The sequence below is a fragment of the Labrys sp. Lb11 genome, from assembly GCF_057554225.1.
The window spans coordinates 900,036-923,130 of record NZ_BAAJOT010000002.1 but is presented as its reverse complement, the minus strand read 5'-3'; the positions used below and the strand labels follow the sequence as shown (position 1 = coordinate 923,130).

Annotated in this window: 17 protein-coding genes; 11 read left to right on the top strand and 6 right to left on the bottom strand. The window is 70.4% G+C overall.

The features are described from left to right. The first annotated feature begins 41 nt into the window (after window positions 1-41). Window positions 42-491: a hypothetical protein gene (locus AC27L4_RS09375; RefSeq protein WP_487141818.1), complete on the top strand. Its 450-nt coding sequence runs from the start codon at window positions 42-44 to the stop codon at window positions 489-491. 125 nt (window positions 492-616) lie between these two features. On the opposite strand, the gene AC27L4_RS09370 is transcribed toward AC27L4_RS09375, so the two are convergent. After that, entirely contained in the window at window positions 617-1,090 is a 474-nt protein-coding gene (locus AC27L4_RS09370; RefSeq protein ID WP_487141817.1) for an Hsp20 family protein, read from the bottom strand. A 217-nt stretch (window positions 1,091-1,307) separates the two neighbouring features. On the opposite strand from AC27L4_RS09370, the gene AC27L4_RS09365 reads away from it, so the two are divergent. After that, a complete protein-coding gene (locus AC27L4_RS09365; protein WP_487141816.1) occupies window positions 1,308-1,967 on the top strand; it encodes an urease accessory protein UreE in 660 nt (219 codons plus the stop codon). Window positions 1,968-2,014: 47 nt separating this feature from the next. On the opposite strand, the gene AC27L4_RS09360 is transcribed toward AC27L4_RS09365, so the two are convergent. Further along, window positions 2,015-3,145 (bottom strand): heparin lyase I family protein, encoded by a 1,131-nt coding sequence (locus tag AC27L4_RS09360; protein WP_487141815.1) that lies wholly within the window; start codon window positions 3,143-3,145, stop codon window positions 2,015-2,017. A gap of 250 nt (window positions 3,146-3,395) precedes the next feature. Here AC27L4_RS09360 and AC27L4_RS09355 point away from each other — a divergent pair, with 250 nt between their 5' ends. Together AC27L4_RS09355 and AC27L4_RS09350 are read left to right on the top strand one after the other, a co-directional pair. Continuing rightward, a complete protein-coding gene (locus tag AC27L4_RS09355) occupies window positions 3,396-5,081 on the top strand; it encodes an Hsp70 family protein (protein ID WP_487141814.1) in 1,686 nt (561 codons plus the stop codon). 44 nt (window positions 5,082-5,125) lie between these two features. After that, window positions 5,126-6,544, top strand: a complete 1,419-nt coding sequence (locus AC27L4_RS09350) for a hypothetical protein (RefSeq protein WP_487141813.1) — start codon at window positions 5,126-5,128, stop codon at window positions 6,542-6,544. Between the two features lie 12 nt (window positions 6,545-6,556). On the opposite strand, the gene AC27L4_RS09345 is transcribed toward AC27L4_RS09350, so the two are convergent. Continuing rightward, window positions 6,557-7,198 carry a TetR/AcrR family transcriptional regulator gene (locus AC27L4_RS09345; protein ID WP_487141812.1) on the bottom strand — a complete coding sequence of 214 codons (642 nt, stop codon included), beginning with the start codon at window positions 7,196-7,198 and terminating at the stop codon, window positions 6,557-6,559. A gap of 219 nt (window positions 7,199-7,417) precedes the next feature. Between AC27L4_RS09345 and AC27L4_RS09340 the strand changes: the two genes are divergently transcribed. From AC27L4_RS09340 to AC27L4_RS09325, 4 genes are all read left to right on the top strand, one after another. Next, entirely contained in the window at window positions 7,418-8,644 is a 1,227-nt protein-coding gene (locus AC27L4_RS09340; protein WP_487141811.1) for an HlyD family secretion protein, read from the top strand. A gap of 108 nt (window positions 8,645-8,752) precedes the next feature. Further along, the gene (locus AC27L4_RS09335; protein ID WP_487141810.1) at window positions 8,753-10,348 is read left to right on the top strand and encodes a DHA2 family efflux MFS transporter permease subunit; all 1,596 of its coding nucleotides are present in this window, start codon (window positions 8,753-8,755) and stop codon (window positions 10,346-10,348) included. A gap of 77 nt (window positions 10,349-10,425) precedes the next feature. Beyond that, window positions 10,426-11,703 carry a glutamate-5-semialdehyde dehydrogenase gene (locus tag AC27L4_RS09330; protein ID WP_487141809.1) on the top strand — a complete coding sequence of 426 codons (1,278 nt, stop codon included), beginning with the start codon at window positions 10,426-10,428 and terminating at the stop codon, window positions 11,701-11,703. Window positions 11,704-11,797: 94 nt separating this feature from the next. Then, a complete protein-coding gene (locus AC27L4_RS09325; protein WP_487141808.1) occupies window positions 11,798-12,319 on the top strand; it encodes a transcriptional repressor in 522 nt (173 codons plus the stop codon). A 99-nt stretch (window positions 12,320-12,418) separates the two neighbouring features. On the opposite strand, the gene AC27L4_RS09320 is transcribed toward AC27L4_RS09325, so the two are convergent. The 3 genes from AC27L4_RS09320 to AC27L4_RS09310 form a co-directional block, all read right to left on the bottom strand. Beyond that, window positions 12,419-13,324, bottom strand: a complete 906-nt coding sequence (locus AC27L4_RS09320; protein WP_487141807.1) for a GGDEF domain-containing protein — start codon at window positions 13,322-13,324, stop codon at window positions 12,419-12,421. Beyond that, window positions 13,321-18,360, bottom strand: a complete 5,040-nt coding sequence (locus AC27L4_RS09315) for a PAS domain S-box protein (RefSeq protein ID WP_487141806.1) — start codon at window positions 18,358-18,360, stop codon at window positions 13,321-13,323. Before AC27L4_RS09315 ends, AC27L4_RS09320 begins: the two co-directional genes overlap by 4 nt. 197 nt (window positions 18,361-18,557) lie before the next feature. Continuing rightward, entirely contained in the window at window positions 18,558-19,964 is a 1,407-nt protein-coding gene (locus AC27L4_RS09310) for an aminotransferase-like domain-containing protein (RefSeq protein WP_487141805.1), read from the bottom strand. A gap of 155 nt (window positions 19,965-20,119) precedes the next feature. Between AC27L4_RS09310 and AC27L4_RS09305 the strand changes: the two genes are divergently transcribed. The 3 genes from AC27L4_RS09305 to AC27L4_RS09295 all read left to right on the top strand — a co-directional run bounded on the left by AC27L4_RS09305 (window position 20,120) and on the right by AC27L4_RS09295 (window position 23,095). Next, the gene (locus tag AC27L4_RS09305) at window positions 20,120-20,542 is read left to right on the top strand and encodes a DUF983 domain-containing protein (protein WP_487141804.1); all 423 of its coding nucleotides are present in this window, start codon (window positions 20,120-20,122) and stop codon (window positions 20,540-20,542) included. Between the two features lie 145 nt (window positions 20,543-20,687). Next, a complete protein-coding gene (locus AC27L4_RS09300) occupies window positions 20,688-21,563 on the top strand; it encodes a MurR/RpiR family transcriptional regulator (protein WP_487141803.1) in 876 nt (291 codons plus the stop codon). Window positions 21,564-21,778: 215 nt separating this feature from the next. After that, a complete protein-coding gene (locus tag AC27L4_RS09295) occupies window positions 21,779-23,095 on the top strand; it encodes a type I glutamate--ammonia ligase (RefSeq protein WP_487141802.1) in 1,317 nt (438 codons plus the stop codon).

The following is a 23,095-nucleotide window of genomic DNA, read 5'->3' as shown; positions in this document are numbered from 1 at the left end:
CGCCGGGGATGCGCTATCTATTCTCTATGAGACGTCGAAGCGTGATCGCGATCGCAGCCGGCCTGGCTGCCCTGCTGCCGGCGGCCCCGGCCGCCGAGGCTGCGGACATCACGCCGCGCCAGGCGATGCAGATCATGCAGAAGGCCGGCTACTGGGGCATCGGCGGCGTGACCCACAACGATCCCTATTACTTCGCCGCTGCGGTCAGCCCGGAGCGCAAGCGGGTGCGCGTCACGGTCGATGCCCGCACCGGTGCGATCGTCAGCGTCCTGGCCCTGCCGCGAGGCGCCGGCGCGCCGACGCCGGCCCAGAGCAGCGTCGCCCTGCCGGCCGAGCCCAAGGTCACCGTCGACAAGACGCCGATCCCGCCGCGGTCCTACTACCAGCCGCCGCAACAGGTGCAGCCGATCGGCACCGTGCCGATCCCGGGCACGCCGGCGTGGACACGGGCGCCGCTGCGCTGCCGGATGGGTTATCCCGCCGGCTGCTGAGGGACCGCCGCCCGAATGCGGCAGGCCGGGCTGCGGGAGCCGGGACAGCTTTCTCGTTCCTCGCCAAACGAAAAGAGCGTCCCGGTTTCCCGGAACGCCCTCCATGCCTTCAACCGATGACCGGCTCAGGCGGCTTGCTTGGCCTCCACGACCTTGGTCTCGACCGCGTTGGCGTTGATCGGGATCAGGCGGGGCTTCTTGGCCTCCGGCACCTCGCGGACGAGATCGACATGGAGCAGGCCGTGAGCGAGCTCGGCGCCGGTCACCTGCACGCCGTCGGCAAGCTGGAAACGGCGCTCGAAGGCGCGGGCAGCGATGCCCTGATGCAGGATTTCGCCCTTGGACACGCTCTTGTCCTCGGCCTTCTCGCCGCGAATGCTGAGGGCGTTCTCCTTCACCTCGATGGTGAGGTCCTTGTCGGAGAAGCCGGCGACGGCGACGGTGATGCGATAGCCGTTCTCGGACGTGCGCTCGATGTTGTAGGGCGGGTAGGTCGGCGCGGACGGGCTGTCGAACCCGGGAGCCTGGTCGAGCAGCGAGAAGAAGCGGTCGAAGCCGACGGTCGAACGATAGAGGGGGGAAAGATCAAACTGACGCATGGCATATCCTCCTGAAGCGACATGCAGTGGATGTCCCGCCAAAGGGGCCGGGACCCGATCGCGCACCCCGCATGGGCTTGCGCTGACCGGGAGATGGGGGCAGGTTTTTCAGCTTTCAAGGGGGGATTTTCGGAAATCCCGCGGCCGGCCGGCAATGGCGCCGCGCCGTATTCTGATCTAGGGTCCCGCTCCCTGTCCTTCGTCCTCGGTGCCGTCCATGACCCACGCCCGTGCTTTCGTTCCCGCCGCCGCCATCGGCCAGCGTCCCTTCGCCGACAGCGTCGTGCTCAGCTTTGCCGAACGCCGCCGCCGCCGGGGCACGGTGACGACGCTGGGCGGGCTCGAAGTCGAGGTCGAGCTGCCGGAAACGCCCGTCCTCGTCCACGGCGACGCCTATGAGCTGGAGGATGGCCGGCTGGTCGAGGTCGTCGCCGAGGCGGAGGACCTCCTGGAGGTGCGCGGCCGCGATCCGCAGCACCTGCAGCGCCTGGCCTGGCACCTGGGCAGCCATCTGGTGGAGACCGAGATCGGGCCGAAATGGCTGCGCATCCGCCGCGACAGCGCCATTGCCGACATGCTGACGCGGCTCGGCGCCAAGGTGGCCGAGATCCAGGGGCCGTTCCAGCCCGACGGCGAAGCCCGCGCCCAGGACCGGCACGACCATGACCATGCGGGCCACCATCATCACGGGCACGACCACGGGCACGGCCATGACCACCACGGGCATGACTGCGAGCACCACGACCATGCGCATGGCCACGACCACCATCACGGCCACGACCACCATCACGGCCACGATCATCATCACGGCCACGATCATCATCATGACCATCACGGCGGCGCCTGCGGCTGCGGCCACGACCACAAGCACGGCTGAGAGGCGGACCGTAAGTCGGCCGGGCTCTGAACGCCGCGGCCGGCGCCTCAGCGGGCGCGCAGGCAGGAGAGGACCAGGTCGTCCCGGGCGGCGGCCTGGGAGAACTCGTCGAAGTGGAAAGCGAACACTCCGGGCTGTTTCCGCCGGTAGAGGCCGAATTTGAAATAGGGACCGGCGAGATCGACGCGGGCGGGGCGGACGAGGCGGTTGCCGAAATTGCCCTCCACGCGCACGATCTTGCGGCCGTTCGCCCAGATCTCGATCTCGCCCTGCTGCTGCGGGCCGTATTCGTTGTCGGTGCGGCCGCCCCTGATCCGATACACCATGTCGACCCAGTCCTTGCGCGGGTCGGGCAGCAGCCCGCCGTCCTGCGGCAGGATGCGGATGCCGGCCGGGCCGATATAGCGCTCGGGCTCGGCGACGAAGGAAATGGCGCGGAAGGCGGGAACGAGATCGCCGCGGCCGAGATGCAGCAGCCTGGCGACATCGGCTGCCTCGAGCCTGGCGCCGGGGTCGTCCAGCGATCGCAGCAGGTCGCCGGAGAACAGCCGGCCGGCGAGGCCGGGCTGGCTGCGCCGCATGGCATAGAGCGACTGCAGCGCCTGCACACCTTCGGCCGTCTCGCGGTTGGCCGGGTCGAGGCCGGCGAGCAGGTCCTGCGCCGCCAGGGTCCGGTCGAAGCCGTCCGAGGCCTGGGCGACCACACGGCGCACGCCATTGTCCTCGACGGTGATGTGGAAGACGCCGTTGTCGAAGCGCTGGGCCAGGAACGGGCTGTCGTCGCCGGGGGCCTTCCATTGACCGATCACGGTCCGGGCGCTGCCGATCGAGGGCACGTCGGCGTCGATGCGGAAGGAGAAGGCGAACCAGACCTCGTCGCCGTAATTCGGCTGCAGCGTCCTGTCGACGCGAAGCTCCGCCCGCTGGCAGCGTCCCTTCTCCTCGGCCGGGCAATCCTCGCCGCCGTCGCTGTCGCGGGTGAGGATGGTGACGGCGCCTGCGCCGCAGCGCCCGGGCGCGGCGAAGAGGATCTGCCGGGGCTCGATCTGGCCGGTGGCCCAGATCGTCGTGTCGAGCGGCCCGGCATCGAAGGAATCATGCACCGTCCCTGCGGTGCCGGGCTTCGTGGCGGCGGCGAGGAGAGCCGCCAGCAGGACGGCGCGGACGGTACGGCGCATTGAACCTCTCCAGCTGGGACGACCAGCATGCGCCGCCTGGCTGCCCCTACGCAATGCTTGCACGGCGGGCGCCGTCGCGGCATCCATGCGGGGAGGGCCGCCGCGGCCCACCAGTGCTCCGACGCCGACGGCCCGCACCCGGCCACCGGCCCGGAATCCTGGCTGATTCAATGCCTTGTGTCGTGGTTCCGTCACGGCGATCGGACTGGAGCACTGGGACCACGACACCGGGGGTGAGAGAGCCGCGCTCATGGCCATACTCGGGATTGATCTCGGCACGACCAATTCGCTGGTCTCCGTCTTCACGGAGACCGGGCCGAAGCTGATCGCCAATGTGCATGGCGAGATGCTGACGCCGTCCGTGGTCGGCCTGCACGAGGACGGCACCATGCTGGTCGGGCGGGCGGCCCGCGACCGGTTGCTGACCCATCCCGACCGGACCGTCGCCTCCTTCAAGCGCTTCATGGGCACCGACCGCGTCACGCGGCTCGGCCGGCAGCGCTTTCGGCCGGAGGAACTCTCCGCCTTCGTGCTGCGGGCGCTCAAGGCCGATGCCGAGGCCGAGCTCGGCGAGACGGTCGAGCAGGCGATCGTCTCGGTGCCGGCCTATTTCAATGTTCACCAGCGCAAGGCGACCATGGATGCCGGGCGCCTGGCCGGCCTCAGGGTCGATCGGGTGGTGAACGAGCCGACGGCGGCGGCTCTGGCCTACGGCTTCGGCGAGGCCTCCGAGGGCAAGTACCTCGTCTTCGACCTCGGCGGCGGCACCTTCGACGTCTCCATCCTCGACAAGTACGAGGGCGTGATGGAGGTGCGCGCCACCACCGGCGACACCCAGCTCGGCGGCAACGACTTCACCCTGGCCGTGGAGCGGCATATCCTGGCCGCCCACAAGCTGGAGGCGGACAGGCTGAGCCCGGCCGAGGCGGCGCTGCTGCGCCGCAGTGCCGAAGGCCTCAAGCTGGCGATGACCTCGGAGCAGGGGGCGTCCTACCGCATCGCGCTTGCCGCCCGGGCCGTCGAGGGGGACTTGTCGCGCGAGGTCTTCGAACAGCTCGGCGAAGGCTTGCTCCGGCGCCTCCGCGCTCCGGTCGAGCGGGCGATCTCCGATTCACGCCTGAAGCCGAGCGAGCTCGACGCCGTCATCCTGGTCGGCGGGGCGACGCGCATGCCGATGGTGCGCTCGCTGGTGGCGCGGCTGTTCGGCCGCCTGCCCTTCATCCATGTCGATCCGGACACCACCGTGGCGCTCGGCGCCGCGGTGCAGGCGGGCCTGGTCCAGCGCGCGACTGCGCTCGACGACGTGGTGATGACGGACGTTTGCCCGCACACGCTCGGCATCGCAGTCCAGACGAGCCCGAGCGACGACCGGCTGGAAATCTCGCCGCTGATCGAGCGTAACGCCATCGTGCCGGTCTCTCGTTCGGATCGCTACCACACCGTCGCCGACAACCAGCGCTCCATAAGGGTGCAGGTTTACCAGGGCGAGAACCTGCGGCCCGACGACAACGTCCATGTCGGCTCTCTGGATGTCGCGGTCCCTCCGGCTCCGGCTGGCAGCGAGGCGATCGAGGTACGCTTCACCTATGACATCAACGGGGCGCTGGAGGTCGAGGTCGCCGCGCTTTCGACCGGCACGCGACATCGTGAGGTGTTCCAGAACAGTGCCGGCCTGTCGCAGGACGAGCTGGACCGGCGCTTCGCGGCACTGGCTGAGATCAAGCTGCACCCGCGCGACCGGGTGGAGAACAGCGCCCTGATCGCCCGGGCCGAGCGCCTCTATGCGGAAAGCCTGGGTGAACGGCGTGATGAGCTGCGCTCGCTGCTGCATCGGTTCGAGCACGACATCGAGGACCAGCAAGCGCAACCCGAAGCTCTCCAGGCTGCGTTCGCGGGAGCCCTGGATGCGTTCGAGCGCAACGGCTTCAAATGGTAACTGCCGAGCCCTGGACGCTGCTTGGCCTCCGGCCGGATGCCGATGTGGCGGCGATCCGCCGGGCCTATGCGCGCAAGCTGAAGGTCACCCGGCCCGACGACGATGCGGCGGCGTTCCAGGCCTTGGTTGCGGCCCGGGACTACGCTCTGCGCCATGCCGAACGGCGCCGCACCTGGGAGACGGAGGCGGACGAGAGCGAATACGACGCGGACAATCTTGCCGATGGGTTTGATCCGGGGCCGCCCGAGTGGCCACCGCTGCAGGCCCACTGGCCATCGCCCGACGTCCATATCGAGCTGGTCCCGCCGGAGGCGCAGGCCGATCCGTTGCCGCTGTTCCACGGCGAGTTGTCGCCGTCGCAGCTCCGTCCGGCCTGGTTCTCCTCCGTAATCCATGTCGAGTTGCCGCTGCCGGAGGCCCGAGCCGAGCCATCGCAATCATCGACGGGGCAGTATCGGGGCTCACGGCCGCATCTGGAGTTTTCACCGGACAGGGCGGCGACGGCGACAGACGCCCTGCTCGCCCGTCTGGCCGACGCCGATGCCGCCGATCCGGACATCGCGGCGTGGCACGACCTGCTGCGCGCGCTCGGTGACCTGTCGGATGCCGAGCGTCGGGCGCGAGAGCCGGTGGTCGTGCGCCTTCTCGGGCGCATCCTCGCGACCGCCAGCGCGCGCACGCGCTCGCCCAGGTGGCATGAGCCGCTGAGCTTGTTCCGGGGTGAGGCCTTGCCGGACCCCGACGCCTTTCTGCGCGACACCTCGCTGGCCGATCTTGTGGCCGCTTTCGACGAAGAGTTCGGCTGGAGGCGCGCGGACAGGAGGGTCTATGCCGCGCTTCCCAGCCGACGGGAGGCCGATGCGTTCATGTGGCGCCTCGGCTCCCTGCTGGCGACGCGAGAAGGGGAGGGAGCGCGGCGCCTCGACGACCACGGTATACCCGTCATCGCTCCGTCCGATGCGACGCTGCTGTTCGGCGCTGACGACAAGCGCTATCTGGCGCTGATCAAGCGGGCCTCGCAAAGCGGGCGCTGGCCGATCGCCTGGAAATGGAACTGTTTCCTGCTCGCGCCATTCTGGGCCCTCGTTTACCGGGTCCCCGTCTATGCCGGCATCTGGTTGGCGGCCGCGATGCTCTGCGTGTATTTGAACTCGCTCCTGGTGTCGGCGGGACTGCGGGGAGGCGGCGCGGATCTGCTCGTCCTCGCGCCGCTTATTGCCGTCCACCTGTGGTGCGGCGCCTTCGGCTATCGCGCCATCATCCGCAGTGGCCATCGTGTTCTGCTGCAGGCCGATCGCCGCTTCTTCCCGGACCAGGCGGCGAGATCGGCCTATCTCGCCCGATCGATGCGCAAGCCCCGGCACATCAGCGGGCGACAAGCCCTGGGCCGCCTGCTGTTCTGGGCGCTGCTGTTCCTGCTGTGGTCCTTCGTGCGGGGAAAGCTCCTCGGAACCTGGCGCTGACCCTGTGCCGGCTCAGGCCTTTCGGCCATAGGCCGCCATGAACATGTGAACGGCAGAGTCCACGACGGTGCGGATGCGTTCGGGCGTCGGCAGTTCGGTGCTGCCGAAGAACATCGGCTTGACGACCGGGGCCTGCGCCAGCTCCAGGAACTGCGCCGCGGCCAGCATCAGGTCGGGGATCTCCAGCTGGCCGGCGGCGACGCGGCTTTCCAGATAGGCGGCGAGACGCCTGCGGCCGACGCAGGGGCCGTTCTCGTAGAACTCCTTGCCGAGGTCGGGCATGCGCTCGGAGATGCCCATCACCACCCGCATCGCGGAAAGGATGCGCGGGTTGATCAGGAAGCCGATCAGATTGGTGCCGACCCGGGTCAGCACGCTCTCGATGTCGGGATCGGTATCGTCGATGGCGAAGACCTCGGCCACGTGCGTGTACCGCTCCTCGGCGACGATGGCGGCGAACAGGCGCTCCTTGTTCTCGAAATAGACGTAGAGCGTGCCCTTGGAGACCCCGGCCGCGCGGGTGATGTCGTTCATGCTCGCGCCTTCGAAACCTTGCGCCAGGAAGACCCGGCGGGCGCCGTCGAGGATCTGGCGGCGCTTGGCGCTGTCGAGGGCGGGTTCGATGGCGATGGAGGGAGCGGCGGCGGCTGACATTTTGTTGACCGAACGGTTCAGTTCTCTCTTGCCTATCGAAAGATTCGGTGCTAGTCAACGTTCAAATGACTGAACCGTTCGGTTCGATCCTGGCAACGCCCCCTCCCCAGCCGGGGTCCCAGCGGTTCTGCGGGCGATGGCCGTCGCGAGCGGCCATCGCCCGGCCTTTTGCAGAGTACGCCCCCGCTCCGCGCAGGGCGCGACGATGGAGATGCCGCGATGGACGCTGCCCGCAACACGGCTGCAGCCGACTCGACCGACGAGAGCACGAACGTCGTGCTGCTCGACCGCCCGCGCAGCGAGGCCAAGTCCGAGCCGAAGCCGGCCGAGGAGCCGGTGGCCAAGCGCACCCAGGAAGCCCCGGCAAAGGAAGCGCCGGCCGCCCCCGCCGCTCCGGCGAAGAAGCGTTCGCGCGCCCGGGGCGTGCTGCCGATCCTGCTGGTCGCCCTGCTGGGCGGCGGCGGCTGGTACGGCTACAAATGGTGGACCGACGGCCGCTTCTTCGTCTCCACGGACGATGCCTATGTCCAGGCCGACGTCGCCACGCTCGGCACCAAGGTGTCCGGCTACATCGCCACCGTTCCGGTCAAGGACGGCGCCGCCGTGAAGGCGGGCGAGGTGGTCGCCACGCTCGACGATACCGACTACCGCCTCGCCCTCGACGCCGCCAAGGCCAAGCGCAACACCCAGGCCGCCACGATCGACCGCATCCAGCAGCAGGTCGTCGCCCAGCAGGCTCAGATCGAGAGCGCCAGGGCCGGCATCGCCTCGGCCGAGGCCGCCTCGGTGCGGGCCGTCGCCGCCTATGACCGGGCAAAGGCGCTGGCACAGCAGAATTTCTCCTCCAAGGCGACGCTCGACCAGGCGACCGCCGATCGCGACCAGACGGCCGCGGCCGTGACCTCCGCCCAGGCGGCGCTTGCGGCGGCCCAGGCCAATCTCGGCGTGATCCAGGCCCAGAAGGCCGAGGCCGAGCAGGTGGCCAAGGAGCTCGACACTGCCGTCGCCAAGGCCGAGAGCGACCTTGCCTTCACCGTGATCCGCGCGCCCGCGGACGGCGTCATCGGCAATCGCGCGGCCCAGCCGGGCCAGTATGTGGCGCCCGGTTCGCGGCTGATGGCGCTGGTGCCGTTGCAGAGCGTCTACGTCGCCGCCAACTTCAAGGAGACGCAGCTCGGCAGCATCCGCCCGGGTCAGTCCGTCGAGCTGGAGGTGGATTCGGTGAAGGGCCGCACGTTCGAGGGCCGGGTCGAGAGCGTCTCGGCCGCCTCGGGCGCGACCTTCAGCCTGCTGCCGCCGGAGAACGCCACCGGCAACTTCACCAAGATCACCCAGCGCGTGCCGGTCAGGATCGAGGTGCCGGCAGACGTGGCGGCCCTCGGCGTGCTCAGGCCCGGCCTGTCGGTGACCGCCTATGTCGACACCCGGACCGGCCCGAAGTCGTGACCGGCCGCGCGAGCCTGCCCTCCAGACTGCCCGATTGCCGCCGCGAGGCGTGACGGCGGGCGGCGGGGCAGGTCGTTCTCCTGAACCGTCGAGCGCCCTTTCGAAAGGATGGCCGCCATGGCCGCCGTCACCGCCGGATCCCCGCCCTTCGCCGCCCCCGCCGAGGAAGCGATCGACAAGCGCAAGCTGATCACCTTCCTGGGCATGGTGTTCGGCATGTTCATGGCGATCCTGGACATCCAGATCGTGTCGGCCTCGCTGTCCGAGATCCAGGCCGGCCTCGGCGCCTCGGCCGACGAGATCTCCTGGGTGCAGACGGCCTACCTCATCGCCGAAGTGATCATGATCCCGCTGTCGGGCTTCCTGTCGCGGGTGATCTCGACGCGCTGGATGTTCACCATCTCCGCCGGCGGCTTCACGCTGATGAGCTTCCTGTGCGGCACGGCGACATCGATCGACCAGATGATCGTCTATCGCGCCCTGCAGGGCTTCATCGGCGGCGGCATGATCCCGACCGTCTTCGCCTCGGCCTTCACCATCTTCCCGCGCTCCAAGCAGCCGGTGATCTCGCCGATGATCGGCCTGGTGGCGACGCTGGCCCCGACCATCGGCCCCACCGTCGGCGGCTACCTCACCCAGCTCCTGTCCTGGCACTGGCTGTTCTTCATCAATGTCGGCCCGGGCATCGTCGTCACCATCATGGCCTTCACCATGATCGACTTCGACAAGCCGGACTTCGCCCTGTTCCAGCACTTCGACTGGTGGGGCCTCCTGTCGATGGGGGCTTTCCTCGGCAGCCTGGAATATGTGCTGGAGGAGGGGCCGAACAACGACTGGTTCGACGATCAGGCCGTGCTGGTGCTGGCCATCGTGGCGGCTGTGGGCGGGGTGGTGTTCTTCTGGCGGGCCTTCACGGTGAAGGAGCCGATCGTCGATCTGCGCGCCTTCGCCGACCGCAACTTCGCCACCGGCTCGCTGTTCTCCTTCGTCATGGGCATCGGCCTCTACGGCCTGACCTATCTCTTCCCGATCTATCTGGGGCGGGTGCGCGGCTACGACTCGCTGATGATCGGCGAGACCATGTTCGTCACCGGCCTGTGCATGTTCTTCACCGCGCCCGTCGCCGGCCGGCTGATGCGCATCCTCGACCCCCGCGTGATGCTGTTCCTCGGCTTCGTCGGCTTCGGCGCCGGCACATGGATCATGTCCGGCCTGACCCATGACTGGGATTTCTGGGAGATCCTCGTGCCGCAGGTCCTGCGCGGCGTGTCGCTGATGATCTGCATGGTGCCGATCACCAACATCGCGCTCGGCACGCTGCCGCCGCAGCGCATCAAGAACGCCTCGGGCCTGTTCAACCTGACGCGCAACCTCGGCGGCGCGGTCGGCCTCGCCGTGATCAACACCGCCCTCAACACCCGCGACGATCTGCACCTGCAGCGCCTGCGCGAGAGCGTCGGCTGGGGCAGCCAGACGGCGCTGGAGACGATGGACAAGATCCAGCAGGGCTTTGGCACCTTCGGAACCAATGCCGAGGCCATGGCCACCAGCCGGCTGGTCGGCATGCTCCGGCGCGAGGCCCTGGTGATGAGCTTCGCCGACGTGTTCCTGCTCCTGACCATCCTGTTCGTCGCGCTCGGCTTTGCCGTGTTCCTGGTGCGACGGCCGCAGATGGCCGGAGGGGCCGCAGGCGGCGGGCACTGAGCCGCGGGCGTGAAAGCCTTGCACCGGTCCGGCCGAAGGCGTAACTCGGCGGGGATTTTTCGAAAGGGAAGCCGGGCATGCCCGACGACAGCCGCAGCATCGACAACGTCGCCGCCTTGATGGCGCGGATCGGCCGTGACGCCCGCGCGGCCGCGCGACCGTTGGCGTTGGCGACGAGCGAGGCCAAGGCGACGGCGCTGCGCGCCATGGCCGCCGCGCTGAGATCCCGTTCGGCCGCCATCCTCGCCGCCAATGCCGAGGACGTCGCCGGCGCCCCCGGCCTGACCGGCGCCTTCCTCGACCGCCTGACCTTGACCGAAGCGCGCGTCGCCGCCATGGCCGATGCGGTCGAGGCCATCGCCGAGCTGCCCGACCCGGTCGGCAAGGTGCTGGCCCATTGGACCCGGCCGAGCGGGCTCGACTTCGAGCGCGTGGCGACGCCGCTGGGCGTGGTCGGCGTGATCTTCGAGAGCCGCCCGAACGTCTGCGCCGATGCCGGCGCCCTGTGCCTGAAGGCGGGCAACGCCGCCATCCTGCGCGGCGGCTCGGAGAGCCTGCGCACCTGCTCCGTCATCGCCGAGGCGCTGCACGAGGGCCTCGCCGCCACCGGCCTGCCCGCGGCGGCGCTGCAGGTGGTGCCGACGCGCGACCGCGCCGCGGTCGGAGCCATGCTGGCCGGCCTCGACGGCAATCTCGACGTGATCGTGCCGCGCGGCGGCCGCAGCCTGGTGGCGCGCGTCCAGGACGAGGCGCGCGTGCCGGTGTTCGCCCATCTCGACGGCCTGGTGCACAGTTATGTGCATGCGGCTGCCGATCTCGACATGGCCCGGACGCTGGTCGTCAACGGCAAGATGCGGCGAACCGGCGTCTGCGGCGCCACCGAGACGCTGCTGGTCGACCGGGCGGTGGCGGGCAGCCATCTCGCCCCGCTGGTCGCGGCGCTGCTCGAAGCCGGCTGCGAGGTGCGCGGCGACGCGGCGACGCAGGCAGTCGACGCCCGGGTCAAGCCGGCGGTCGAAGCGGACTGGTCGACGGAATATCTCGACGCCATCATCTCCGTGAAGGTGGTGGACGGACTCGATGCGGCCATCGCCCATATCGAGCATTACGGCTCGCACCACACCGATGCGATCATCACCGCCGACGCGGCGGCGGCGGCGCGATTCATGGCCGAGGTCGATTCCGCCATCGTGCTGCACAATGCCTCGACCCAGTTCGCCGACGGCGGCGAATTCGGCTTCGGCGGCGAGATCGGCATCGCCACCGGCCGCATGCATGCGCGCGGCCCGGTCGGCGTCGACCAGCTCTGCTCGTTCAAGTACCGCGTGCGCGGCCAGGGCACGATCCGCCCGTAGCTGCCTGGTTCCGGCATTTGCCGGAGCGGGCCGCTCGAGGCGGAGCGTTTGCCGCCGGGTAGCAAACCGGCCGCCGGATTGCTACATTCCGGGCATGGGCCACAGCCACTCGCACGACCACCCCCATGCTCCGGTGTTCGCCGCGCCCGAGCACGACCATGCGCATTGCGCCGAGGCGGCGCTGGCGCGGGCCGACCGGCTCTGCGCCGCGCGCGGGGTGCGGCTGACGCCGATCCGCCGCCAGGTGCTGGAGGCGCTGGCCGCGACCCACACCCCGATCGGCGCCTATGAGCTGATCGAGCGTCTCGAGGACGGGGACGGCCGGCGGCCGGCGCCGATCACGGTCTATCGCGCCCTGGATTTCCTGCTGGAGCAGGGGCTCGCGCACCGCATCGAGAGCAAGAACGCCTTCGTCGCCTGCGCCCATGACCATGAGGGGGGCGGCGTCGTCATGTTCCTGATCTGCGAGAGCTGCGGCGCGGTCGGCGAAGCGGTGTCGGACGCGGTCGGCGCGGCGCTGGCCAAGGCGGCCGGCGGGGCCGGCTTCCACCCGCGGGCCCAGGTGATCGAGATCGCGGGGGAATGCGGCCATTGCCGGGCCAGGCGCGCGGCCTGACCCGGGCAGGGCACCGGGAGCCGCAGGCTCCCGGCGGGGACGAAAGCGGACAGGCGTGCGGCGGCCGGTGTGCGATCCGTCACATCGCCATTTCGTGGCTCACTGCTCGACGTTGACCTTGTTGCGGCCCTGCTGCTTGGACTTGTAGAGCAGCGCGTCCGCCCGTTGCAGCAGGCCGGGCGGATCGAGCGCGGCGGCCGGATCAGCCACGATGCCCCCGGAACTCACGGTGACGATGCCGTTTCCGCCCAGGCCGTGATGGGGGATGCCGAGGGCGATGACGTCGCGGCGGAGCCGCTCCAGCAGGGCTTCCAGATCGACCACGCCGGGCAGGAGCAGGGCGAACTCCTCCCCGCCATAGCGTGTCACCACGTCGCTGGAACGTCGGCCGATGCCGGCCAGGACCTGGGAGATCCGGCGCAGCGCGTCGTCGCCTGCGCCGTGGCCGTGATGGTCGTTGTACTGCTTGAAGTGGTCGACATCGACCATCGCCAGCCCGAAGGGCTCGCCGATCTGGGCCGCGCGCCGGCAGGTGCGCTCGAAGGCGAGGTCGAAATGGCGGCGGTTGGCGAGCCCGGTCAGCCCGTCCTGCTCGGCGATGCGGGCCAGTTCCCGGCGCTGCGTCACCAGCTTGAGGTGATTGCGGATGCGGGCGCGCACGATGGCCGGCCGGATCGGCTTGGGCACGTAGTCGGCCGCGCCCAGCAGCAGGCCGCGCTCCTCGTCCCGTTCGTCGGTCTGGCCGGTGATGAAGATGACGCTGATGTCGGCGGTGCGCCGGTCCGCCCGCAGCAATTGCAGGATCTCGTAGCCGTCCATGCCGGGCATCGACACGTCGAGCAGGATCAGGGCGATGTCCGTTTCCTCGGCGATGCGGCGGAAGGCCGACGGACCGTCCTTGGCCAGCACCAGCCGGCATTCGCCCTGCAGCAACTCGGCCAGCGCCGTCCGGTTGATGCGGTCGTCGTCGACGATGAGGACGGTGGGCGGGTCGGTCGTGCTCACGGCAGGGCCTTGCCCTCCTCCCGGAGGCTGGCCTTCAACTGGCGCAGGACGGCCCCCGCGGCGTCCAGCTCCAGTTCCTCGTAATAGGTTCGGGCCTCCAGGGCGAGACGGCCGGCCGGCCGGCCGGCGAGGCTGCGGCAGACCTGCTCCAGCAGCGGCTGGGCGGCGTAGTCGCCGTGCTCGATCAGCGGCTCGGCCTGGGCGACGAGGGCGAGGACGGCATCGGGATCGAAGGGACCGGCCGTCCCGCCTTCGGCGGGATCGGCGAGCCCGTCGGCGACGAGGCCGAGCACGGCTTCCAGCCGCTCGCGGAACAGCGGCGCCCTGCGCCGCATGGCGGTGTCGTCGCCCTGCCGCGCCGCCTCCTCCAGCGCCTCGGCAGCGGCGCAGGCCGCGTGCGCGTCGAGATAGCCGGCGGTGCCCTTGACCTTGTGGGCGAGGGTGGCGATCGCGTCGGCGTCGCCGGTCTGGAGATGCTCGTCCAGCCGGGTGGGGGCATCGGCAAAGTCGCGCAGGAAGCCCTGCAGCAGGCGTTCGAGCCGGGCGGCATTGCCGCCGAGGCGCCGGAGCGCCGCCGTCAGGTCGATCGCCGCCGTTGCGGCAGCAGGCTCGACCGGTCCTGTCCCGATGCCGTCGGGCTCCGCCCCCGGCGCCAGCACCTCCAGGAGGGTGCGGTAGAGCGCGGCCTCGTCGATCGGCTTGGTCAGGTGGGCGGTCATGCCGGCTGCAAGGCTGGCGCTGCGGTCCTCGACCCGGGCCTGGGCCGTGAGGGCGATGATCGGCAGCGTCGCCCAGCGCGCCTCCCGGCGGATGGCCCGTGCGGTGCTGAGGCCGTCCATCTCCGGCATGTGCATGTCCATCAGAACGACGTCGTAGGCGCGACGTTCCATCTGGCTCAGCGCATCCACGCCGTTGACGGCCGTGTCGACGGCCATGCCGGCTGCGGCCAGGAAATCGCCGGCGACCTCGCGGTTGAGGGCGTTGTCGTCCACCACCAGCACGCGCCGTCCGGCCAGCGCCGCCAACCCGGCCTCCGGCCGGCTGAGCGGGTCCTCGGCGGTTGCCGGTGCGGCGTCGCCGCGAGCCGGCATCGCGCCGGGCGGCGCCAGGATGTCCAGGATGGTGTTGAACATCACCGATTCCGTGATCGGCTTGATCAGCACGCCTTGCAGCCCCAGCCGCTCGGCGCTGCGCAGCACCTCCTCCCGGCCATAGGCGGTGACCATCAGCACGGCCGGCATGTCGGGCAGTGCGGCATCGGCGCGGATACGCCGTGCCGTCTCCAGCCCGTCCATGACCGGCATGCGCCAATCCATCAGCACGATGTCGTAGGGCGTCCCGCGGGCAGCGGCGGCGCGCAGGGCGGTGATCGCCCGGGCGCCCGATTCCACCGTGGTCGGGATCAGCCCGAAGGAACGCACCATCGCCGAGAGGATGTCGCGGGCGCTGGCATTGTCGTCGACGATCAGGACGCGCCGGCCTTCCAGGTGGGCCGAGCGCAGCGGCGCGCTCTCCTGCGGCCGCCCGGCTCGGATGGTGAAGCTGAAGGTGCTGCCCCGGCCCGGCGCGCTCTCGACCCAGATGCGGCCGCCCATGGCCTCGACGAGCTGGCGGCAGATGGCGAGGCCGAGGCCAGTGCCACCATAGCGCCGCGAGGTCTGGGCCTGGGCCTGGGCGAAGGGCTGGAACAGGCGGGCGATCTGGCCGGAGTCGAGGCCGATGCCGGTGTCACGCACGGCGAAGCGCAACTGGTCCTCGCCGGCGTGCTCGATGCTGACGACGACCTCGCCCTGGGCGGTGAACTTCACCGCATTGCCGATCAGATTGGTCAGGATCTGGCCGAGGCGCAGCGGGTCGCCACGCAGGTGGCGCGGCGTCTGCGGCGCGATCCGGTAGGCGATCTCCAGTCCCTTCTCCTCCGCCCGCATGGCCACCACGGCCGAGACCGTCTCCAGCACGGATTCGAGCGTGAACTCGGTGTCCTCCAGCTCCAGCTTCCCCGCGCCGATCTTGGAGAAGTCGAGCACGTCGTTGATGATCGAGAGCAGCATCTTCGCCGAGGCGTCGATCTTCTCCAGATAGTTGCGCTGCTTGGGCGCCAGGCCCGTCTGCAGGGCCAGCCGGGTCATGCCGATGACGGTGTTCATCGGCGTGCGGATCTCGTGGCTCATCGTGGCCAGGAAATCGCTCTTGGCGCTCTCGGCCGCCTCGGCCGCCTCCTTGGCCTCGCGCAGGGCCTGCGCCGCCTGCCGTTCCCGGGTGATGTCCCACATGATGCCGTCCCAGGCGGTGGTGCCGTCGGGCTGGACGCGCGGCGCCGATCGGCAATGCATCCAGATCATCCGGCCGTCGCGGCGCCAGGCCCGGAATTCGCAGTCGAACACCTCGCGCCTTGCCAGCGACGCCGCCACCGCCTCCTGGTAGCGGTCGAGATCGTCGACGTGGATGGTGCTGAGCAGCGTACGGCGGTCGGCCACGATCTCCGCCGCCGGAACGCCGAGGATGGCCTGGATGCCGCCGCTGACATAGGTCAGGCCGAACCGGCCGTCGGCCTTGTGCTCCAGCCGGTAAATCGCGCCGTTCGGCAGGTTGTCGGCCAGGGCCGCCAGGCGGGCTCGCGCCTCCTCGCGTTCGGTGACGTCCTGGAGTGTGCCGCTCAGGCCGACGATGGTGCCGACGGCGTCGCGGTTGGCCTGGCCGCGCAGATGGGCGATCAGGCGCGAGCCGTCGGGGCGGCCGCGGCGGATCTCGATGCCCCAGGGCTCGCCCTCGGCCAGGCAGCGCGCCACCGCGGCGCCGATCTCCTCGCGATGATCGGGCGCCAGCAGGGCCGGCAGGTCGGAGGGCATCAGGGCGCGCGTGACCGGGGCGACGCCGGTCATCTCATGGAACATGTCCGAGCCGGAGAAGCGGCCGGTGGCGAAATCCAGGGTCCAGCTGCCGATCTGCGCCAGCCTCTCGGCCTGGCGCAGCGCCTCGTAGCTGCGCTGGAGGCGGACCTCGGCGGCCCGGCTCTCCGTCACGTCCATGACGATGCCGACGATGCGGCGGGGCGCCTGCCCCTCGCCGCCGATCAGGCAGGCCGAGGAGGCGATGAAGCGTTCCTCGCCGGACGGCAGGATGATGCGAAAGTCGCTCTGGACGGTCTTGCTGCCGGCTTCGAGGGCCTGGCGGTCGAGGCGCGCGATCCGCTCGGCGTCGTCGGGATGGATCCGCGACCAGAAGACGTCGCGCCCCGCGTGCATGCGGCCCGGCTCCGTCGCGAAAATCTCGTGCCAGCGCGCATCGTAGACCGCCGTCCCGCTCTCCAGATCGACGTCCCAGATGCCGATGCGGCTGGCCTCGGCGGCGAGGGTCAGGCGCTCGCGCTCGACGCGAAGCTCCTCCTCGGCCGCCCTGCGGGCGGTGATGTCGGTGTGGGTGCCGATGACCCGCAGCGGCCGTCCGTCCGGCGCGCGCCGGATGGCGCGGCCGCGGTCCAGCACCCATTTCCACGAGCCGTCCTTGGCCCGCATGCGGTGCTCGATGACGAAGTCGGCCGTCTGGCTCTTGAAATGATGCTCGACCACCTGCCAGCAGCGGTCGAGATCGTCGGGATGAACGCGGGTCGACCATTCCTCGACCGTGTCGCCGATCTCGTCGGGGCCATGCCCGAGCATGGCCTTCCAGCCGGTGGAGAAGAAGACGCGGCCGGTCTCCAGGTCCCAGTCCCAGATGCCGTCGCCGGTGCCGTCGATGGCGAACTGCCAGCGGGCCTGGCCGTCGCGCAGGGCCTCCAGCTCGCGCTTGCGCTCGGTGATGTCGCGGGCGATGCCGATCAGCCCGACGACTTCGCCCCGTTCGTTGCGTTGAGGCGTGCGCGTGGTCAGGAAGGTGCGGGTCGCGCCGTTGATCGTGTACGTCTCCTCGACCGTGACCGGCTCGCCGCTGTCGACGACCTGCTCCTCGGCCCGGCGGATCGCGAGGCCGGTGGCCGGATCGTAGAGCTGCGTGGCGTCCCGCCCCAGCATCTCTCGGAGCCCGCGGCCGATGAACCGCGCCGCCGCCTCGTTGAAGAACAGGAAGCGGCCGTCGCGGTCCTTCATGAAGATGCCGTCCGTCGCCCCGTCCATGACGGTCTGGAGCAACTCGGAGGACTTGCGCCATTGCAGGGCGCGTTCGGTGACGCGCTGCTCCAGCTCGGCGTTGAGCCGCCGGAGGCGCCGGTCGGCCTCGGCGCGCTCGGTCATGTCGCGCGCCATGGCGAAGAAGAGCTTCTGTCCCCGCACCATCAGGCAGGAGACGCGGGCCTCGACGGGATAGGTGGTGCCGTCGCGGCGGCGCTGGGTGTTGTAGGCGGTGAAGCTGGCGCCCGGCTGGGCCACGGCCCAGATCTGCTCGAGGTCGGCCTGGCCGAGCGTGGCCGAGAAGTCCGAGACGCGCAGGGCGAGCAGGTCCTCGCGCGAATAGCCCTTGTTTTCGAAGGCGATCCTGTTGGCGTCGAGGATCCGGCCGCTGGCATCGTGCAGGATGAACTCGTCGGCGGAATTGTCGACCAGCAGGCGGTAGCGTTCTTCCTCGAAGCCGTCGTGCTCGCCGGCGCCGGGCGCGCCGAGGTTCGCCAGGTGCTCCTCGACCATGGCGCGGAACTGCCCGGCCAGGCGCCGGACCGGCGCCGGCCAGGCTCCTGCCGCCGGCGCCAGCGCGCAAAGCGCGCCGAAGAGGCTGCCGTCGGGCCAGTGGATGGGCAAGCCGAGGCCGTCCCCCACGGCGAGGCCGTCGCGGCCGCCCGTCGCCGCCCGGCGGCAGAAGGCGGCAGCGGCCGGCGTCACGGGCTGGTCGCGCCCGTCGGGCGTGGCGAGGAGCTCGAAGCCGGGACCGTCGAGGCGGACGATCAGGGCGGCGGGGACGGCCGCGATCTCCGCCAGCGTGCCGAGGAAGCCGCGCCATGTCCCGACGATGGATTCGGGGACGGGCCGTTGCGCCGCAGCCGTGCCGATACCCTCCATGCGATCCGCCCGCCCGACCGGGGCACCCTCACCTTCGTCGACCGCCACTGGCACGTCCCTGCAGACCCTTGCGCTGGACAAGGGCGGCGCCGCATTCCGGCGCGGTCCGCCGCGAGCCTGGAGCTTATTACCTCTCTCGCCGGTATGTAAGTCGTTGATGCGAACCCCGTCATTCTACGGATTCACTGCCGGTCGCCCGCCCTGGAGTCTTTTCCGCCTCGGCCGCCGGCGAGTGCGTCGGGCGCTCAGACGATGGCCGGCACGGCCCGGGACGGGCCGTCGAGCACGGCGGCCAGGACGGCGAGGCCGCGCTCCAGCGCCTCGCGGCTCGGCGGCGCGCCGAGCGAGATGCGCACGGCGTCGGGAATGTCGGAGACGGCGAAGGCGTCGCTGCCGACGACGGAGAGGCCGGCGCGGCGGGCGTCGGCGCCGACATCGTGTTGACGCCGGCCGGGCGGCAGGGCGAGCCAGAGGTGGTAGCCCTGCGGATGCGCCTCGAAGCGGAAGCCGGCCAGCACCCGGGCGGCGATCGCCTGGCGCGCCGCGCTCTCGCGCCGGATCGCGGCGGTGAGGGTCGGCAGGACGCCGTCCAGGATCCAGCGCGTGGCCAGGCCGGTCATCAGCGGCGGCGCCATCAGCGTGCCGGCCCGCATCTCCGCCGCCAGGCGGAATGCGCCGCCGACGTCGGGGGCGACGACATAGGCGACGCGCAGGGCCGGCATGGCGCATTTCGACAGGGTGGCGACGTGCCAGGTGACGTCCGGCGCCAGGGCGGCCAGAGCCGGCGGCGCATCGAGCGGCAGCGCGCCATAGGCATCATCCTCGATGATCGCGAGGCCGTGGCGGCGGGCGACGGCGATCAGCTCCTGGCGCCGGCGCAGCGGCAGCGTCGTCGTGGTCGGGTTGTCGATGGTCGGCACGACATAGAGCGCCCTGGGCCTGCGGCGTAGGCACAGATCCTCCAGCGCCTCGGGAACGATGCCGTCCCGGTCGAGCGCGGCACCCGCAAGCTCGATGCCGCATTTGCCGGCGGCCGAGCGCACGCCCGGATAGGTGACCGCCCCGGTGGCCAGCACGTCGCCCGGCGCCAGGACGGCGGCGAGGACGCCGGCGAGGGCGCATTGGGCGCCGGACGTCACGGTCAGCCGGTCGACGAGCGGGCCGTCGAGACGCCCGGAGAGGAAGCGGGCGCCTGCGGCCCGGTCGGCGCCGGCGCCGGCGCTGTCCTGGTAGTGCAACTGCATCAGGCCGGCGGGCGAGCGCAGCAACGCGTCAAGCCCGTCGCGGATGCTCTCGCGCAAAAGCCCGTCGGCCGGCTGCGGCGGCATGTTCATGCTGAGATCGATGACCGGCGAGGCGTCGGGCGGCGGCTCGGCATAGCGCGCCGTCGCCGGCAGGCGCACGAAGCTGCCGCGCTTGGTCGTGCCCTCCACCAGCCCCAGGCGGCGCGCCTCGCCGAAGGCGCGGGTGACGGTGGTCAGGTCCACGCCGAGCGCCCGCGCGAGGTTGCGCTGCGGCGGCAACTGGTCGCCGGGGGCCAGCCGGCCGGACCGGATGTCGGCTGCCAGCGCCCGGGCGATCGCCAGATATTTCGGCGTGCCGTCCTCGCGCAGCTCCGGCGACCAGGCCAACTGGGTATTTTTGTCTTGCATTTGTATGCCTACAATACTATACGAACGGCATCGAGACGCTCGGCTTTCCGCTGAGATGGCGGGACTCTCAAGCTGAAGAGCGATGAATTTAGGGTGTTTTGTATGGATTTGCAATGCATACAAATAGCCGATTCACGCGGATCAAGGTGGGCGAGATGGAACAGATGTCAGCGGCTGCGCAGTCGATAGTCCGGGTCGGGCTGCGAGGCGCCTGTCCGCGCTGCGGCCGGGGCAAGCTCTTCAACGGCTTTCTGCGGCTGGCGCCGCGCTGCAATGCCTGCGGCCTGGACTATTCCTTCGCCGATCCGGCGGACGGTCCGGCCTTCTTCGTGATGATGACCATGGCCTTCCCGGTGACCGGCTTCGGCATGTGGATCGAGCTGACCTACGAGCCGCCGGTCTGGGTGCACCTGGTCACCACCCTGCCGTTCCTGCTGCTCGCCTGCATCCCGATCCTGCGTCCCTTCAAGGGCATTCTCGTCGCCAGCCAATATATCAACAAGGCCGAGGAAGGTCGCTTCGCCGTTCCTGGCGCGCCGCCGCCCGCGCCTGCAGGCCGGCCCGGCTCGACCGGCTGACGGGAGGCCGGCGCGTCGGCGGCGGGGGCATGGCGGTTCCGCCGGCGAGGCTTCCGTCGCCGGCGTAACCAGGATTCCGGAATCGGGACGCTGTTCCCTGCCGCGAACTTCGCATAACCTGTCCGCCTCATCGAGGTGACGACGGATGACCGAGAGAACCGGCGCCCCTGCCGCCGCCGACCCCGGTGCTGCGACCCTGGCCGACCGCGTCGCCGCCAGCATGGCCTCGCTCAGCGACGCCGAACGCCGCGCGGCGCGGGCGCTGCTGGCGCGCTATCCCACCACCGGCATGGAAACGGTGGCGCTGTTCGCCGAGCGGGCCAAGGTGAGCGCGCCGACCATCCTGCGCTTCGTGGCCAAGCTCGGCTTCGCCGGCTATCCCGAGTTCCGCCGGGCCCTGCGCGAGGAGATGGAGGCGCAGGCCGAGAACCCGCTGATGCGCTCGCATGGCGCGAGCCGGCCCTCGACCCTGACGGCCTTCGGCCAGAGCCTGGCCGAGACCGTGCAGGGGTCGATCGCCATGGCAGCCGAAGGCGACATCGAGCGCCTCGCCGACCTGCTCAGCGACGGGCGGCGGCAGATTTTCCTGCTCGGCGGCGATTTCACCGAGCCGGCTTCCCGCCACCTGGAATTCCACCTGCGCAAGATGCGCGGCAAGGTGCGGGTGCTGTCGCCGGGCCTGCTGCGGCGGGCCGACGAGATCACGGAGATCAGGCGGCGCGACGTCGTCATCCTGTTCGATATCCGGCGCTACCAGGCCGATACGATCCGCACCGCCCAGGCGGCCCGCGACCGGCAGGCCGTGATCGCGCTGTTCACCGACCAGTGGATGTCGGACGTGGCGGAGATCGCCGATATCGTGCTACGGGCTCGCGTCAACGTGCCCTCGCCCTGGGACAGCCTGATCGGCGTGATCGCGCTGGTCGAGGCGCTGGCCCTGGCCATCGATGCGCGGCAATGGGCGGCGGCGCGGGCCCGTTTCGAGGCGATCGAGGCGGTGCGCGTCAAGCTGCTGCCGTAGCGGGCCCAATGGGCGGGCATGTTGCTGAAAATTACAACATCGTTGCCCAATGGCGAGTCTTGTAAATTTTTCATCATGCATGCTAGCGTCCCCGCCGGCTGACATGGCCGGCGGCTCGCCGCCTCCGAAAAGACCGTGCGGCTCCATCACGACCATACCCGGCGATTCGGGCCTCCCGCGCCGGGCCGTGCTTCCAGTCCCTTTCCGGAGGGGGAATGGCTATTGAACGCGAGCGGATCGTTACCGTCTGCTGCAGCGACATCGCCGGCCAGGTGCGCGGCAAGGGCTTCCCTGGCCGCGACCTGGAAGGCCGGCGCCGCTTTGGCGTCGGCTGGACGCCCACCAACATCATGATCAATTGCTTCGGGCGCATCCCCGCGACGCCCTTCGGGCCGCGCGGCGACCTGATGCTGGTGCCGAGCCCGGACGGCGACGTCACGCTCGACTACGGCGACGGCAGCCCGGTGGAGCAGTTCATCCTCGGCGACGTCCTGACCATGGCGGGCGAGCCGTGGGAGTGCTGCCTGCGCGGCTTTCTCAAGCGGTCACTCGCGGCGCTGGAGGAGGCGGGGCTGCGGCTCGTGGCGAGCTTCGAGCACGAGTTCTGGAGCGACGGCGTCGAGGAGCGGCCGGCCGACGCCTATGCCGCCAACAAGCTGCGCGGCTTCGAGCCCTTCATCGGCGACTTCATCGGCGCGCTCCGGGCCAACGGCCTGGCGCCGGACACCTTCCTGTCGGAATACGGGCCGCGGCAGTTCGAGATCACGGTCGATCCGGCTCCCGGCCTCGAGGCGGCCGACCGGGCGGTGAAGCTGCGCGAGATCGCCCGGTCGGTCGCACGCCGGCACGGCCATCGCATCAGCTTCTCGCCGATGGTGACGCGCGGCGTCGCCGGCAACGGCGTGCACATCCATTTCAGCCTGACGGACCTCTCCGGCGCGCCGATATGCCGCGATGCCGGCCGGCCCGGCGGTCTCAGCGTCGTGGCGGGCGCCTTCGCGGCCGGCATCCTCGACCATGCCAGGGCGCTGTGCGCGGTCACGGCACCCAGCATCGTTTCCTATGAGCGGCTGAAGCCGCATTCCTGGTCCGCCTATTATGCGAACCTGGCCGACCGCGACCGCGAGGCGCTGCTGCGCATCTGCCCGGTGCCGGAGGTCGAGGGTGTCGACGTCGCGCGGTGCTACAACCTCGAGTACCGCGGCGCCGACGCGGCCGCGAGCCCCTATCTCCAGCTCGGCATGCTGGTCCGGGCCGGCCTCGACGGCATCCGGCGCAAGCTGCCATGCCCGGCGATCACGACCGGCGATCCCGGCGAGCTCACGGCCGAGGAGCGCGCCGGCCTCGGTGTCCGCGACCTGCCGCGCAGCCTCGCGGAAGCGCTCGACGCCCTTGAGGCCGATCCCGACGCCATGGGCTGGCTCGGGCCGGTGCTGGGGCAGGCCTATCTCGTGCACAAGCGCGGCGAGATCTCCATGGCGGCCGGCACCGACATCGAGGAGCTGTGCCGCCTCTACGCCAGGGCCTACTGA

Coding starts and splice junctions, on each gene's coding strand:
- AC27L4_RS09365 (WP_487141816.1), top strand. CDS start 1,308: ATGACCCACGCCCGTGCTTTCGTTCCCGCCGCCGCCATCGGCCAGCGT.
- AC27L4_RS09340 (WP_487141811.1), top strand. CDS start 7,418: ATGGACGCTGCCCGCAACACGGCTGCAGCCGACTCGACCGACGAGAGC.
- AC27L4_RS09310 (WP_487141805.1), bottom strand. CDS start 19,964: ATGCAAGACAAAAATACCCAGTTGGCCTGGTCGCCGGAGCTGCGCGAG.
- AC27L4_RS09345 (WP_487141812.1), bottom strand. CDS start 7,198: ATGTCAGCCGCCGCCGCTCCCTCCATCGCCATCGAACCCGCCCTCGAC.
- AC27L4_RS09325 (WP_487141808.1), top strand. CDS start 11,798: ATGGGCCACAGCCACTCGCACGACCACCCCCATGCTCCGGTGTTCGCC.
- AC27L4_RS09305 (WP_487141804.1), top strand. CDS start 20,120: ATGGAACAGATGTCAGCGGCTGCGCAGTCGATAGTCCGGGTCGGGCTG.
- AC27L4_RS09370 (WP_487141817.1), bottom strand. CDS start 1,090: ATGCGTCAGTTTGATCTTTCCCCCCTCTATCGTTCGACCGTCGGCTTC.
- AC27L4_RS09355 (WP_487141814.1), top strand. CDS start 3,396: ATGGCCATACTCGGGATTGATCTCGGCACGACCAATTCGCTGGTCTCC.
- AC27L4_RS09300 (WP_487141803.1), top strand. CDS start 20,688: ATGACCGAGAGAACCGGCGCCCCTGCCGCCGCCGACCCCGGTGCTGCG.
- AC27L4_RS09295 (WP_487141802.1), top strand. CDS start 21,779: ATGGCTATTGAACGCGAGCGGATCGTTACCGTCTGCTGCAGCGACATC.
- AC27L4_RS09330 (WP_487141809.1), top strand. CDS start 10,426: ATGCCCGACGACAGCCGCAGCATCGACAACGTCGCCGCCTTGATGGCG.
- AC27L4_RS09360 (WP_487141815.1), bottom strand. CDS start 3,145: ATGCGCCGTACCGTCCGCGCCGTCCTGCTGGCGGCTCTCCTCGCCGCC.
- AC27L4_RS09335 (WP_487141810.1), top strand. CDS start 8,753: ATGGCCGCCATGGCCGCCGTCACCGCCGGATCCCCGCCCTTCGCCGCC.